Annotated in this window: 14 protein-coding genes; 7 read left to right on the forward strand and 7 right to left on the reverse strand. The window is 41.5% G+C overall.

Features of this window, described 5'->3' with window-relative positions; all coding sequences use genetic code 11:
• Window positions 1-199: 199 nt before the first annotated feature.
• The 5 genes from OW157_RS03960 to OW157_RS03980 all read right to left on the reverse strand — a co-directional run bounded on the left by OW157_RS03960 (window position 200) and on the right by OW157_RS03980 (window position 5781).
• Window positions 200-1057 carry a MurR/RpiR family transcriptional regulator gene (locus OW157_RS03960; RefSeq protein WP_268752038.1) on the reverse strand — a complete coding sequence of 286 codons (858 nt, stop codon included), beginning with the start codon at window positions 1055-1057 and terminating at the stop codon, window positions 200-202.
• Between the two features lie 81 nt (window positions 1058-1138).
• Window positions 1139-2629: a PTS transporter subunit EIIC gene (locus OW157_RS03965; protein ID WP_268752039.1), complete on the reverse strand. Its 1491-nt coding sequence runs from the start codon at window positions 2627-2629 to the stop codon at window positions 1139-1141.
• Complete coding sequence (gene murQ, locus OW157_RS03970; protein ID WP_268752040.1) at window positions 2622-3542, reverse strand: N-acetylmuramic acid 6-phosphate etherase; 921 nt, start codon at window positions 3540-3542, stop codon at window positions 2622-2624. Before murQ ends, OW157_RS03965 begins: the two co-directional genes overlap by 8 nt.
• The gene (locus tag OW157_RS03975; RefSeq protein WP_268752041.1) at window positions 3539-4606 is read right to left on the reverse strand and encodes a DUF871 domain-containing protein; all 1068 of its coding nucleotides are present in this window, start codon (window positions 4604-4606) and stop codon (window positions 3539-3541) included. Before OW157_RS03975 ends, murQ begins: the two co-directional genes overlap by 4 nt.
• A 236-nt stretch (window positions 4607-4842) precedes the next feature.
• Window positions 4843-5781, reverse strand: a complete 939-nt coding sequence (locus tag OW157_RS03980) for an alpha/beta hydrolase (protein ID WP_268752042.1) — start codon at window positions 5779-5781, stop codon at window positions 4843-4845.
• Window positions 5782-5927: 146 nt separating this feature from the next.
• Here OW157_RS03980 and OW157_RS03985 point away from each other — a divergent pair, with 146 nt between their 5' ends.
• The gene (locus OW157_RS03985) at window positions 5928-6965 is read left to right on the forward strand and encodes an alpha/beta hydrolase (RefSeq protein ID WP_268752043.1); all 1038 of its coding nucleotides are present in this window, start codon (window positions 5928-5930) and stop codon (window positions 6963-6965) included.
• Window positions 6966-7023: 58 nt separating this feature from the next.
• On the opposite strand, the gene OW157_RS03990 is transcribed toward OW157_RS03985, so the two are convergent.
• Window positions 7024-7869 carry an aldo/keto reductase gene (locus tag OW157_RS03990; RefSeq protein WP_268752044.1) on the reverse strand — a complete coding sequence of 282 codons (846 nt, stop codon included), beginning with the start codon at window positions 7867-7869 and terminating at the stop codon, window positions 7024-7026.
• A gap of 226 nt (window positions 7870-8095) precedes the next feature.
• Between OW157_RS03990 and OW157_RS03995 the strand changes: the two genes are divergently transcribed.
• On the forward strand, window positions 8096-8500 hold the full coding sequence (locus OW157_RS03995; protein WP_268752045.1) for a helix-turn-helix domain-containing protein: 405 nt from the start codon (window positions 8096-8098) through the stop codon (window positions 8498-8500).
• Window positions 8501-8515: 15 nt separating this feature from the next.
• Window positions 8516-8857, forward strand: coding sequence for a hypothetical protein (locus OW157_RS04000; RefSeq protein ID WP_268752046.1), 342 nt, complete (start codon window positions 8516-8518; stop codon window positions 8855-8857).
• A 163-nt stretch (window positions 8858-9020) separates the two neighbouring features.
• On the opposite strand, the gene OW157_RS04005 is transcribed toward OW157_RS04000, so the two are convergent.
• On the reverse strand, window positions 9021-10214 hold the full coding sequence (locus OW157_RS04005; protein WP_268752047.1) for an NAD(P)/FAD-dependent oxidoreductase: 1194 nt from the start codon (window positions 10212-10214) through the stop codon (window positions 9021-9023).
• A 278-nt stretch (window positions 10215-10492) separates the two neighbouring features.
• Between OW157_RS04005 and OW157_RS04010 the strand changes: the two genes are divergently transcribed.
• From OW157_RS04010 to OW157_RS04025, 4 genes are all read left to right on the forward strand, one after another.
• The gene (locus OW157_RS04010; RefSeq protein WP_268752048.1) at window positions 10493-11572 is read left to right on the forward strand and encodes an LLM class flavin-dependent oxidoreductase; all 1080 of its coding nucleotides are present in this window, start codon (window positions 10493-10495) and stop codon (window positions 11570-11572) included.
• A gap of 12 nt (window positions 11573-11584) precedes the next feature.
• The gene (locus tag OW157_RS04015; RefSeq protein ID WP_268752049.1) at window positions 11585-12154 is read left to right on the forward strand and encodes an NADPH-dependent FMN reductase; all 570 of its coding nucleotides are present in this window, start codon (window positions 11585-11587) and stop codon (window positions 12152-12154) included.
• A gap of 491 nt (window positions 12155-12645) precedes the next feature.
• Entirely contained in the window at window positions 12646-13284 is a 639-nt protein-coding gene (locus tag OW157_RS04020; RefSeq protein WP_268752050.1) for a TetR/AcrR family transcriptional regulator, read from the forward strand.
• 43 nt (window positions 13285-13327) lie between these two features.
• A complete protein-coding gene (locus OW157_RS04025) occupies window positions 13328-15640 on the forward strand; it encodes an ABC transporter permease (RefSeq protein WP_268752051.1) in 2313 nt (770 codons plus the stop codon).
• The last annotated feature ends 4 nt before the right edge of the window (window positions 15641-15644 follow it).

Genomic DNA, 15644 nt, shown 5'->3' on the forward strand with positions numbered 1-15644 from the left:
TCATTTCTCCTTTGCATACTTAATACTGTTAGTAATCGTAATCATTACGTTTTAAATCATAACCCAGCTCCTCCGTTAAAGTCAAGATAAATCGTAATTATTTTGATTTGTTTTTTTAATGACTCTTTTATTACAAAACCATAAAAAACACCTCATCCGTTTTTTAATAAGACAGACGAGGTGCATCGTACCTATTGAGTTAAGAAATGAAATCCTCTAGATCAGTAATGGCTTGCTTGGATAGTTCCAACTGTTTAATCGTATTGTCGTAATCCTTAGTCATATAGTAAAACAATAAGATATCCACTGCATAAAGTTGTGATAGCAACGAAATTGTTGCCCCGCTTCGCAATAAGGCTTCATTAGTTTCAGCCGTTTTTAAGGCCAAATCTGCTTTGCGACTCAGCGGATTGTCCGAGTCCTTAGTCAAGGAAATCGTCATTAATCCCCATTTCTTGGCTAAGCGCATCATGTGCAGCCCTTCTGTTTTTTCTCCGCTATAAGAAATACCAATATAAGTTGATCCCGCTGGCGCAATAGCCAAGGAAGCAGCGAGCTCGTGTTGGTCTTGGCTAACCACTATTTGCTTGCCAATCCGCGTAAACTTTTGTCGAAAATCTAAGGCCACTAAATAAGAGGCACCTAATCCATAGAGATAGATAGTTGGGCTAGCCTTCAAGGTTTCAACCACTTGATTGATGGTGTCATTTTTTAAACTAATGTTGGACTCCGAAAGTACTGCTTTGGTATTCATAGCTAGTTTATCCTTAATCCGGGTCAAACTTTCATTGGGTTCAATATCGGTATAATGACTATCCAAGGCAGGTTCTCCTTGAGCAGATAAAGCTAGTTTCAAGTCAGTGAAACCTTCAAGACCAATAGAATGACAAAAACGAATCACACTGGCAGGACTTGATTGTGCGGCTTGAGCAAGCTTAGCAGTAGACATTCTGATGACTTCCAGTGGATGATCTAAAACAAATCGGCCGACTTTTTGCTCTGAACGAGGCAGAGAAGCCAACTGATTTTTAATTGCTAGGGAGATATTACGAGACATGGTTTTCCTCCTCAGTCTTAGCCAAAATCGCTAGTAATAAGAGGCTAGCTCTATTAGCTTAGCCTCTACTCATCCTATTAATTATAACTCATCTAAAGCATCCATGGTATTAGAAGGAGCCCCAGTAATTTCGCTAGCTTCTTGGGCTTCTTTGGGCACCCCAAAGAAATAGGTCAAGATAAAGCCTCCCAGATAAGCTGCCAACAAACCAAGCACATAGGCTAACCATTGACCGTCTGCCACCAAAGGAATCAAGGCTAATCCGGAAGGTCCAATTGCGGTGGCGCCTACCCCACCAATAGCCCCTAAAATGGCCCCACCGACACCTCCACCTAAGCAGGCGGTAATAAATGGGCGACCAAGTGGTAAGGTTACAGCATAGATAAGGGGTTCGCCAATTCCCAAGATACCCACTGGCAAGGACCCTTTGATGATATTAGTGAGTTGTTTGTTTTTTCGACATTTCATCCATAAGGCTAGAGCAGCACCAACTTGACCGGCACCTGCCATGGCTAAGATCGGTAATAAGACGGTTTTACCTGAGGAAGCAATCATTTCAATATGAATAGGCGTCAAAATTTGGTGTAAGCCAAACATCACTAATGGTAAGAAACTTGCGCCTAAGATAAAACCAGCAAAGGCCCCACCCACAGCGAGAACCCAATTAATGGCGCCTACCAGTGAGCTAGAAATAAAGCCCGCCACTGGCATAATTAGAAAAATAGTGACAATACCCACAAACAATAAGGATAGGGTAGGAGTGACAATAATATCAATGGCATCGGGGACAACTTTTCGTAACGCCTTCTCAACTAAGGATAAGAGATAAACTGCAATAATGACCCCGATGACACCACCTTGCCCAGGCGCCAGTTCGCCACCAGTGAAAATATTAGGCAAGGGATTCTCTGGCGCCATGCCCGTCAGATAGGTGACACCCGCCACGACGCCCCCTAATCCATCTGTCGCCCCGAAAACGCGGGCTGCGTTAATCCCAATATAGATGTTCAAATAAGCAAAGAGGCCACTTTGTAATATCTTCAAAATAGTAAATAGATTGGTCCAAGCAGCAGGATCAATGGTCCCAGCCGTCATCAAGTTTTCAATAATAGAGGCAAGCCCCCCAATAATACCTGCCCCCACAAAGGCTGGAATTAACGGGACGAAAATTGAGGCAATGACCTTCAAAGCTCGTTTAAAAGGTGTGTCATTCCGTTTGTGCTGCTGAGCCTTATTCTGAGCGGCAAGCTGTTCAGCTTGGCTACGACCAGAAAGGAGGTCTTGGTCTAAATTTTCATCAATACTCTCCCCCTGACTCACTCCTGAGCTAGCGGCCATTTCATTGGCAATTTTAGCTGCCTTACCCGGCCCAACAACAACCTGTAAGGTATCATCTTCCACTACTCCTAGGACCCCTTGCAAACTGCGCAATTGCTCTAGGTCCACTGCTTGGTCATTCTTGACTTCAATCCGCACCCGAGTCATGCAGTTATAAACTTTGTTAGTATTTTCTGGGCCACCAATAGCCGCGTAAATCTCCGCAGCGAGACGTTTTTCATTGCTGTTAGTCATTAGATTCTCCTCCTTTATTTAAGGGATAGTCAATGTCATTGATAAAACCATTGGCTTGAGCAATTTTTTCTTCAGCAGATGCCTTATCCAAACCTGTCAAGATCATAACAATAGCTACCTTAACTTGGCGGTCAGCTGCCTGAAAAACTTGCTCCGCCTGTTCCAAGGAACAATCTGCTGCTTCCATAATAATGCGCTGGGCTCGGTCTTCTAATTTCTGATTAGTAGCTAGAACATCCACCATTAAATTCTGATAGACCTTACCAATACCCACCATGGCGCAGGTCGATAACATGTTTAAGACTAATTTCTGAGCGGTACCAGCTTTCAAACGGGTAGAACCTGTCAGTACTTCTGGTCCAGTTTCAACTTCAATTGACACATCTGCATATTGGCTAATCTCAGCATTTTTGTTACAGGACAGGGCCACTGTGCTCGCACCAATAGTCTCGGCATAGGCTAACCCACTAATGACATAGGGGGTTCGTCCGGAAGCGGCTAATCCTACCACGGTATCTTGGGCTTGTAGCGCGATTTGAGCCAAGTCTGTTTCCGCAAAATTACCGGTGTCTTCCGCTCCTTCTGCAGCTGAGAACATCGCCGCTTGACCACCAGCGATTAACCCAATGACCATATCTGGCGACACTCCAAAAGTCGGCACACATTCAGCGGCATCAAGGACACCTAAACGGCCACTGGTACCCGCACCAATGTAAATTAATCGCCCACCTTGATTAAAGGACCTAATGATTTTATCCACAGCTTCTTCAATGTCAGCTAAAACTTCTGAAATTGCCTTGGCTACTCCTTGGTCTTCCGCATTCATAGTCGCAAGCATTTCACCTACGGACATTTGATCAAGCGCCATGGTATTAGGATTTCGCTGTTCTGTGGTTAGTTTTTCTAATTTCAATTGAATGCCTCCATTCTAATTTCAAACTTCTGTCCCGGTCCAATTTGATTAATCAAGGGCAAATGAGAAAACTTGACTTGTCCCACCACGTTCACCTTGTCATCAGCAGCCAAGGCACGCTTAACAATTTGCACTTCTCCTTGGTAACGTTGGTAGCCCTCATTATCGATGGTAATGGCTCCAATCGGCCGCTCGATAGTATTCAAAGCTACTATCGGTTTAACCAGGGGACGCAGACGCGCTTCCTGACTACGGACCACATCTCTAGCGGGATCCAATCGATTACTATGAGGTTTTTGAATGTGGTCTAACCAGTCCGTATGACCAGCCACAAGGGACTGAGCAGATAAGCTAATACTATTTTCATCTATATAAGTAACGAATTGGTCACGGCTGGATGCGGATAAACCAGGGTCTCCAATATAAACATGGTCACAGCAATAATCTTGGATTAAAGCCAAGGCCCCTGCTAGCGGCAGTAAGTCGCGGTGCACTTCTAAAGTTGGCAAGCCTTTATAGAGAGGACCGCGTTTATCATTATCACCAGCCACAAAAGCCGTCACTGGGAGATGATTCGCCTTGAGCCATTGATTACGAGCCAATAAATAATCGCTATCCACCCCGGTTTCCGGGCGTGGATAGTAGTTGTGCCAGGCTTCAATGGAGGTAAAATCTGCTTGAAAGCTTTTTAAGGCATCAATGTCGCTTTGTTGGAGAGTGCTTGCATTTAGGGCGACCTTTAACTGGTGGCTAATTTCGGCAACATCTTGCCAATCAATTCCGTAATCGATACGCAAACCGGAAATTCCTAAATCCACTAAGGGGCCTACATGCTGACTAGAGGCACCCAGTTTTCCTAAGGCATCTCGGGAAATATCCACCATCAATTCCAGGTGATGGTTGCGAGCAAAAGTCCCCAATTGAGCCAAACGTTGCTTGTAATGGGATACATCCTCTTCCGGAATATGGATAGAAGTAAAAATCCCTGAAAAGCCTGCTGCTAGCATACTTTGTAAGTAGTCTTCATCAATTTCGTCATTTAAAAAGACCGAAAATCCAAACATTTGCAACTCCTTTCCATTCTTTAATGTAACCGCTTTATTTAATTATAGCTTTTCAGGAATTTGATTTCAATATAAACGGGAATGTTTAATATAATCCGGAATTTTATTCCAAAAAACTTAAAGCTCATCAAAACGAAAACTGGCTCCTAAATAAAGGAACCAGTATTAGTAATATTATTAAGCTAATGACTTTCTACTGTAAATCAACCATTTTAATTATTCTAGTGCTTAAAAAATTAATCATCTTGTAAGAATTCTGCCAGCATCGCTTGATAGGCTTCTGGTTCACTATAGGTGAATTCACAATGCCCATAACCTTGCATGGTCTCAAGATATTTTTGGTCATGGGGAATGGCTTGGTAAATGTCTTGAGCCATATGGGGCGGAGTGAGCTGATCTTGGTCAGCATTCGTAATAAACACCGGAATCGTTATTTGATTGGCCCACTCACTGGCATCCCTATCAGCAAAACGAACATTTAACTTAACACGGTTGAATAAGTCACCGCTCCATTTCAAATAAGATATGGGAATCCCTGTTTCATCTGTGACCAATTGAAAGACTTGATCAATCATTTCATTGCTATCTGCCAAGGGACAATCGAGAATCAAATAGTCAATCATTTGGTCCCTTTCTTGATCACGAGCCGCTGCCATTACTGCCGTCGCTCCCCCGTAAGATTCTCCCCACAAGACAACAGGGCCATCCGCGACTTCTTCTTGGGCAAAGGCTAAAACATCCAAAGTATCATAGGATTCCAAGACACCAAAAGTATTGTAGTTAGCTTGACTCTGACCAGAATTAGCTTGGTCGTAGCTAATCACACTGTAACCCATATCATAAAAAGTTCGCATTATGGGTGCCAAGGTTTTCTTGGTTCCACCTAGGCCGTGAACCATAACAACAATTCCCTTGGCCTGATCATTCTCAAGATAAAGGTAGGGAATATCGTAATTGCCTTGGCTTGACGATAGGCTTGCGCTCTCTGGCTCTAAGGGGACGATTAAGTTCTCATAGCCCTCCTGGTAATGTTTTTCATTTTCTAGGGTTTCTTCTTGGCTCGTTAAATGGGTGACCCCATTAAACACCTCTTGTCCAGTCAAATAAGTTACTCCTGCAAATGCAACCATTATTAGCCCCAACAAAATAACAATCGCTAACTTCCACTTCTTCATCACTTCCCCCTCCAATCTTGTAACCACTTTCATTATAACCTAATACAAGGTCAAATAGTGACGTTTTTCTCTAGCATTAAGGAATCATTCGCTATTTGTCTATGAAGATTGCTATAATAACATTTAAATAAAAAGGAAGTGATGTCATGAGCAAAAATAACCACAAAAAACGCTGGCCAAAAATAGTCGGTTGGCTTGCTAGTATTCTCGTTTTACTTAGCATTATCGCGACTATAGTCGTTGGAAATTATTTCGTCGACTATGCCTTAGTTCCTAACAGTGGCGGTGCTGATCGTGACCCTGTAGTTGAAACCCTACCGGAAGGCACCGAAAAGCAATCCAAACAAACCGCTCAAATTATCGCAAAAAACAAGGCCTTAGAAGAAGATAGGGTAGACACTTGGTTAGAAAACACTAAGTCTCTTCACCAAGACGTCAGCATTAAAAGCGATGACGGTCTGACCTTGCGAGGCGAAATTTTTAAACAAGACAAAGAACACCAAACTAATAAATGGGCTGTGATTGTACATGGTTATCAAGTCAACAAAGAACACATGTATCCCGTATCCAACCGTTACTATGAAGAAGGCTATAACATCTTAACCTATGACCAACGTGGTCTAGGCGAAAGCCAAGGGGACTACATTACCATGGCCATCAAAGAAAAATACGATCTGATTAATTGGTTAGAATTTCTCATTGCTGAACATCCAGATAGTGAAATTGTCACCCATGGCCAATCTCTAGGTGCTGCCACTGTGATGTCTGCTTCCGGTTTAGATGATTTTCCTGATCAAGTCATAGCGGTTATTGAAGATAGTGGTTACAGCAGTGTTTGGGGTGTTTTTGAGAGTGAGCTCCATCAACGTTTTGCCCTACCAGCCTTCCCTGCCTTACACATGGCTGGAATTATGGCCTATTTCAGAGCAGATATTAATATTTTCTCAGATGGCCAAGTCACCGACTTATTAGCTAAGTCTACCACTCCAACCCTCTATATCCATGGGACTGCCGATGACTTTGTTCCTTATCAAATGGTTCATGACGTTTATAACGCCTTGCCTATTGCTGAAAAAGAACGCTACATTGCGCCAGAGGCAGCCCACAGCGAATCAAAATATCTTGATCCTGATGACTATTACCAAACTGTCTTTGATTTTATTGACCAATACGATAAGCAATAAAGAAAAACTCCCTTAAAGTTTTATTAACCTTAAGGGAGTTTTTCTCATATTATAAAGATTAAACATATTCATGATAAGTGTTAGGATTTTGATCTTCTAGTCGTCCTTCTTCACCCTTATCTAGGGCAAATATTTTTTCCATATCGTCATCACTTAATTCAAAATCAAAAACATCTAGATTATCACGCTGGTGATTTGGGTTGCCGGATTTAATGACTGGCACTACTCCTCTTTGAATCAACCAACGCAAAACAATTTGGGCAATAGATTTATCATATTTTTCCCCAATTTCAGCTAGAACAGGATTAGATTTCACATCGTTATTAGTCCGACCAGTTGGCGACCATGCTTCGGTCACAATCCCCAATTTTTGATTATATTGGTGGACTGTTTCATTATTAAAATAGGGTTGGCTTTCAATTTGATTAACTGCTGGTGTGACACCCGTCGCCTCAATAATAGCATCTAGGTGGTCTGGTTCAAAATTTGATACACCAATGGAACGAATTAAGCCAAGTTTTTGGGCATCCACCAAAGCTCGCCAAGCTTCAACATACAAGCCCTCATCAGGATTCGGCCAATGGATCAAATACTCATCAAAATAATCTAGGCCCATCCGTGCCAACTGTTCTTGTAAAATTTCAAAAACACGGTCATAATTATGGTGAGACCCAGGAAGTTTGGACGTAATAAAGAATTCTGTCCGTGCTAAGCCAGATTCTTTTACCGCCAAACCAACAATCCCTTCATTATTATAGTTAGTAGAAGAATCAATGGCTCGGTAGCCATTACGGATTGCTTCCAAAATAGCCAGCTTACCCGCTTGACCACGCAAACCTACTGTTCCGAGACTAATCATCGGTGCTCGACGACCATCATTTAAAGTAATTTCAGGTGCGGTCATAATATCCATCCCCTCTTCAGTTTAATGAGTTCACTATAACGAAAATCTTGCTTAATACCAAATTATCCCACTTAATTTATAAACTGAAGATCAAAATTAGTATCCAAAGAGCCTATATAAGGCCATGTCAAAGACTTTTGACAAGATAAAAAGCACTTTGTCTAAGAACTTTGCTCGATAAATTTAAGAAGTCACACTATAGTTAAGGTGTAAAGGAGGTAAGATTATGTCAATCGGCCAGCAATTAAAAGTCGCCCGGCAAAATAAAAAACTCACCCAAGAAGAAGTCGCTCAAGCCGTTTTTGTATCGAGACAATCTATTTCAAATTGGGAAAACGATAAAACCTACCCCGATATCATTACCATTATCAAGCTATCTGACCTATACCAGATTTCTCTAGATGAACTCTTAAAAGGAAGTGACGCGTATATGAAACACTTAGATGAATCCACCAATCTCGTCAAAAGTAACAAAAAAATCTTAAGAATCAGTTTCATCATTGTGGCTTTAATCTTACTGATCATGGCACTCAGCGCCTATCTCCCACTCACTATACGCTTAAGTGCGATTTTTACACTAGCTATACTATTTGCAGCTGTCGTTTACTATCAAATTATCAAACGATTTTAGGGAGGAGCAAATATCATGACTACTCAAATTATTGTACTTATTGTTTCAGGTGCTTTTTGTTTGGTAGGTGGTTTCTTACTAGCTTACACAATTTATCAACTCACGCTTATCGATGCCCAAGCTCGGGGACTCGCTCATCCGAAATTGTGGGGAGTTCTCAATGCGGGAAGCAACAATGGTAATGGTTTTATCATTCCCTATCTCATCCATCGTAATAAATATCCTATCCAAAACCTAAGTAAGCAACAAAAACAAGAAATGATGAACTATAAGAAGAAAGCTTACACTGCTCTTGCCTTTCATTTAGTGGCTGGGATAATTTTCATTATTAGTTTTATTATTTGGCTAGGAGTTTAAATAACCTAATTTATTGGTTAATCTTTATCTTGTTAATAAGTACACTTTATAGAAGACAGATTGCGTACACTATCAATCGCTCATTGCGCGCAATCATCTCAAAATCAACAAAAAGGAAAAAGAGATTGGTCAAATCCAATCTCTTTTTACACTATATAATATTCTACATCGGTTTCAACATGCCTGGTAGGTCTTCTGGATTAGCTGGTGGATTGGCTAAAATTTCTCGGGCTTGATCCATATCGACTTTAACATTGTAGGTGAGGATTCCGGAAGGTTTGCCTTTAGAAAGGTAGTAGACAATATAGCCATCATCGACCACTTTTTCGATAATTTCATCATCACGGTTCCGACTGAGTTCACCGACCCCTTCAATAGAGATACCTAACACATCTGTATAGGATAAAGGGGCTCCGTGGCCATAAACTTCCTGTAAACCGGCCATATTACGACCAGCTGTATCACCAGACTGTTCGGCTTGGTCTTCATGACCAAAACGATTACGACCAATAATAACATCAGGGTATGACACCACATCACCCGCCGCATAGATATTAGGATCAGAGCTTTGGAGGTATTCGTTGGCTACAACACCATTATCGACCTCAAGACCAGCTGCTTCAGCTAATTCTACCCGTGGATCTAAGCCAATCCCTAAGACTAGCACATCCGCAGTCAGTTCTTGACCATTCTCCAAACTTAAGATCACTTGATCACCCTCTACCCGATAAGAATCCGCATAGGCATTATTCACAAGTGATACTCCAATCTCAAGAAAGGCTTCTTGGAATTTTTCAGCGATTTCGAGCGGAAGGCGTTTTTTATTCAAAACGTCATCAGGGAAGACTAGACTAACATCGATGTCATTGACCTTAAGCCCAGCGGCCAATTCTGCACCAACCCAGCCACCACCAACGACAATTACCTTGCTGTCTTTGCTAGTCAAACCTTCCAAGTTACGGTAATCATCCAAAGTTCGCATGGCTAATACCCGCTCGCTATCTGGACCAGGGATCCATTTAGGTTCTCCACCTGGTGCATAGAGCAATTTGTTGTAGCTATAATTTTCGCCTTGATCTGTTACAATTTTTTGTTGGTCAGGGATAATTTTTGCTACGGTTGTTTTCAATAAGAAATCGATAGACTCATCATTGTTAATGTCATAGAAAATCGATTCCTTAGAATAGTGAGGCTCCGTCCAAAATTCTTTACTTAGCGGGGGACGAAAATAAGGTTTGTCCACTTCCTGACTAATAACTAATAAAGACCCTTCTTGGTCATGTTGACGAATTTGATAAGCTGCATGGGCACCAGCCATACCGCCACCTAAAATGATGTACTTATAGGACTGTGTCATTGGCTTTCTCCTCTTTGCCGGATTTTGGCACGCTAAATTTCACAACAATTTTATCATTCAATTAACCTCCATTATAACTGAAAAACAGAAACTAGACCACAAAGGGGCCTTGATCAGGTAAATCATGGCTTATCACTTCAATTAATATTATCGCAATCTATTTATGGTTAAGTCATTGTACTTGCATCCAAGTCTTAAACTATAATATGGTGACAGTAAATCATTCTAAATCGAAATTTTATCGTAAACCTCGCACCTATATAGAAGGAGACCAAACTATGACTTCCCATTCCCACATCCTACCCACAATTGATACTAGCCAAGGCATTGAAATTGGCCTCTATACCCTAGGCGACCACCTAGCTAATCCCCATACCGGCGAACGCATTTCCACCCAACAACGGATTAGTGAAATCATTGAAATGGGAATTTTAGCAGAGGAGGCTGGTTTAGACCTCTTCCAAATTGGAGAATCTCACCAAGAGTACTTCGTTTCCCAAGCTCATTTGATTATCTTATCGGCGATTGCCCAAGCCACCAAACGTATTAAACTCACTTCGGGAGCAACTATCATTTCGACAGCAGATCCTGTTCGTGTTTTCGAAGATGCCGCCACTATTGACCATATTTCCAAGGGGCGGATGGAACTGGTTGCAGGGCGAGCATCACGTGTCGGCCTATATGACTTACTTGGCTACGACTTGAAGGATTATGAGGCCCTATTTGAAGAAAAATTTGACCTCCTACTACAAATCAATGAAAATAAACAAGTCAGCTGGCAAGGTGAATTCCGGGCACCACTGAATGATGCTCATGTTTTACCGCGTTCCGATCGTCAATCAGGGGGCTTACCCATCTGGCGAGCAGTAGGCGGCTCATTAGGATCCGCGCAAAAAGCTGGTCTAGCCGGCGTTCCTATGTATCAAGCCCATCTAGGCGGTCCTGTGTCTGTCTTTAAACGACCGATTGACCTTTACCGAGAAGCTGCGGCCCAAGCAGGTTGGGAAGTCGACCAGCTTCCGGTAGCCACGGCCGGTTTCCTCTATCTCCATGAAGACACCAAAGAAGCCTACCGTCAGTACTACCCACATATTAATGAAGGAATGAAGCGTACAAATGGTCAAGGTTTCCCCAAACGCGGTTTCGCCCAAGGAATGGATGTCAGAAGTATTATTAATGTCGGCGACCCCGAGCTCATTATTGATAAATTGCTTTACCAACATGAAGCATTTGGCATGCAACGTTATGTCGGTCAAATTGATTTCGGTGGCGTTCCAATGGATGCGATTAAACGAACCATTGATCTTTTAGGCGAAAAAGTTGTCCCAGTGGTAAAGAAATATACTGCCAAAAAATAAGGAGAAATGATAATGAATATTTTAGTTTTATCAGGGTCTAATGTCGGCAATAAGACACGGATTGCGACGCAGGCTTTGTATGAACAATTGTCTGACTTTACAGACTCCGAAGTTTCTATCAATTATTTAAACGTTCAGGATTTGGATTTAATGTTTAGCGATGGTCGCCATTTTCTCGACTACACTGGTGACACCGGGCGTTTAGTACAAGCCGTCATGGACAGCGACCTTATCTTCATTGGTACACCCATATTCCAAGCCTCGATTCCTGCCAGTCTGAAGAATGTTTTTGACCTACTTCCTCAAAAAGCGCTGGAAAGAAAAACTGTGGGAATCTTGGTCACTGCCGGCTCTAACAAACACTACTTAATTCCCGAAATCCAATTAAAACCAATACTATCCTATCTCAAAGCAAGTATCGTGCCTAACTATCTCTTCATTCATGACACTGCCTTCGATCATGAGAAATTGATCGATGACGACGTGTATTTCCGTCTACAAACCCTCATTCAAGACAGCCTAATTCTCGCCCGCGCCATGCAGAATGCTTGGCAAGAACAAGACGACGCATTCGATTTTTAATTTAATCATTCATTGAAATACTACTCTAAAATAAGGCTGGGACAAACGTTCCAGCCTTTTTTACTGTTCCTGGAATTACCTTTTCGACTGTTTCCTAAAGACGCTTGGCTATCGTTTGTCCCCTTCCGATATGGTCCGTCCCTTATCGCGATTGACTCACATCCTTATAGTCGAGCTCGCAAAAGCAAGCGCTTCGGATATTTGTCCAATAGGCTAAAAGATTTAAGTTCGTATCTTTTGCCTATTGGCTCAAATCTCTCGCTCTTACCGCTTGTGCTCACATCCTTATAGTCGGGTTCTAAAAGTCAGAACAGACTGCCTTTCCCAAAATCTCTTAGATGGCTGTATGCCATCTTTCGCGTTTTGGTCCAAGGATTCTGTTCTTAACGACTTTTGTCGCACCCTTTATAGTCAGTCTTGCAATCTCTTGTTAATAGTAATACAATAAAGAAAAGAAACCGACAAGTTGTCGATTTATAGAAAGGGAGCCTATGAAACACCAAAATCGCCGCCAAGAAATTCTCAGTGCTGCTGCACACTTAATAGAGGAAAAAGGTCTAGCTCATACCTCTACCAATGATATTGTCCAATACCTAGGCATAGCACGAGGTACACTCTATCACTATTTCAAGTCTAAAGATGACATCATTAATGCACTAGTTGATCAAATGAGTCAGTCCCTACTCAAACAAGCGAAAATCGCAGCTGACAATAAAGAAAAAACCATCTTAAATCGACTCTGGTTAACCATTGCTTCTCTCAATGCTCAAGATCAAATAGGCAGCGAGTTAATGACCCATATCCATCGCGACGAAAACATCTTGCTTCATTATAAAATTGAAAGACAGCTCCAAGAACAACTGCCGGCAATTCTACTACCTGTTATTGAGCAAGGCTGTAAAGAAGGTTTGTTTAATACCAGCTATCCCTATGAAGTTCTAGAGATGATGGTGGTTTACGTGACCCAGGTTATTGATAGCCATAACCTAGACCTCACTGAAGAAGAACGACAGGAAAAATTACTGGTTTTACTCCAGCATATGGAAATACTCCTAGGCACTGATAAAGATTTACTCGTTACATCCTTTGCCCAATTAAATCCAACTGAATCTAAGGATACCCTTAACTAAGCATCCCACCAATCTTTATAACTATCACAAGGGGGAGAGGACCATGTACAGACCGTTAATTATAAATGACCTAAAAGCCAGTAAATTATCTAGTGCGACCATCTTATTTTTTATCCTTATGGCTAGCTTTTTTGCTAGCTTGGTCACACTATCTGGCTGTCAGCTCCTAGGCGCCATTGATCATTTAATGGTAGATGCCCAGGCTCCCCATTTTATTCAAATGCATCTGGGAGATGTTGATTTCGATCGGCTAGATCACTTTGCAAACAACCATCACTCAGTAGCTTCTTACCAAGTTCAGAATTTCGTTAATGTGGATAGCCATGATTTACTCATTAACGGTCAAGATTGGACTAATCATTCTCAAGACAATGGTTTCTCCAGTCAAAACGCTAATTTTGACTTCTTGCTCGATTTAAATAATCAAAAGCCTCAAGTAGCACCTGGTCAAGTCTATCTTCCTCTAAGTTATTATCTAAATGAAGGATTAGAAAAGGGCGACCTTCTATCTGTCAATGGCCTGGAATTAGAAATCCAAGGCCCCATCCGAGATGTACAAATGAATTCATCGCTTTCCTCCTCTAAGCGTTTCCTAGTCCACCCCCAAGATTTGGCAATTATTCAAGAAAAAGGTCAAACAGAGTATTTAATCGAGTTCTTATTAAACGATTTGGACGATTTGTCTACCTTTCAAGGTGATTATAGTCAACACCAACTTGAAAACAACGGCCCAACTATCACTTATCCTTTGATTCGACTGATTAATGGCTTAACAGAAGGTATCATGTTGCTCCTTTTGGCAACAATTGGTTTTATTACCCTTTTAATTAGCTTTCTTTGTATTCGCTTTACCCTCCTAGCCAGACTTGAAGAAGACCAGCAACAGATTGCTATCTTACGTGCAATTGGTCTCCCCTTTACTCAAGTTAAAAACCTGTATATAAGTAAATATCTTGTTATTAGTCTAGTTGCCAACTTATTAGGCTTTGGCTTAGCACTTGGCCTCAGTCCATTAATTCTAGACCGTATCTCCCTATACTACGGAACCCCTAACCGCCCAATTATTGCTTACCTACTCTCTTGTTTAGCTAGTTTGCTGGTGACAGTTTTTGTCATTGGCTACAGCCATCATTTATTAAACCGTTATGGCAAAATGACACCCGCTCAATTATTTAATCTTAGAAAACAATTAGGTAACAAGAAAATAATCAAAATATCCTTAACTAGCCCGCTTGTTTCCACTAGTCAAGGATACTTAGCCTGGGTCAATCTAGCCAATCGTCTTAAGAGCTACTTCACCCTAACACTCATCCTTATTATGATAAGTTTCATTACGCTATTCCCTCAGCGGTTAGCCTCCAGTATAGAAAGTCGTGAGTTTATTCAATATATGGGTATAGGTGATGTCGATATTATGCTCTCTATTCCCTCAGATTTAACTGCTATTGATCAAGAAAACATGATAGCTACTTTAGATGATGATCCACGTATTGAAGCTTATAATTTCCAAGCTCAGGCCACTTATTCCTTTCAATTATCTGACGGACAATCCAGCAAATTATGGCTACGACATGGCAATCCGCAAACATTTCCTATCAACTACCAGGCTGGGCACCCGCCACAAGCAACCAGAGATATTGCCTTGTCTTATCTTTTGGCTAAAGAATTAGATAAAACCATTGGTGATACATTAACACTTCAGTTAACTGATGGTCAGGTTACTCTGACTATTGTCGGTATTTACTCAGATATTACTAATGGTGGTCGAACTGGTCAGACACTAGAGCAAGCTTGGCAAGCCCCGGCACTTAAAACTAATCTGTATATCACTAGTCAAGCTGACACTAATCTCAACAAATTACTAGAAGACTTATCTTCACAGTATCCCGATTTCCAAGTCATTAGTGTAAATGCTTACCGGCAAGAAGTATTGGGTGACACAGCAAATAATCTCAACAAGCTTGCTAAAAGCAGTCGCTTGGTGGCTATGATATTACTACTACTAGTAACGATTCTCTTTAACCACTTAATGGTCATTAAGGATCGGATCCCTAACGCCAACCTAAAAGCATTAGGGATACCGAACAATGAAGTCGTTTATAAATATTACTTTGGTATGGCCTTAGTCACCTCATTGAGTCTATTCATCAGCTTCCTGCTAAATCAGCAACTAGGAGAACGGTTGGTTTCCGTATTTATGCAAGCTTTGGGTATCGGTCGCTTCTATTTTGTTGATACCGAGTGGTGGGTCTGGTTCTTACAAATCAGTGTCCTAGTTGTTTGGGTTATGCTAGCAACTGCTCTCAGTGTGAGAAGTATTAAAACGATGCCCATTGCCAAATACATGAAGGAGTGATTAG

The organism is Aerococcus kribbianus, from assembly GCF_026805545.1.
Lineage (GTDB): Bacteria > Bacillota > Bacilli > Lactobacillales > Aerococcaceae > Aerococcus > Aerococcus kribbianus.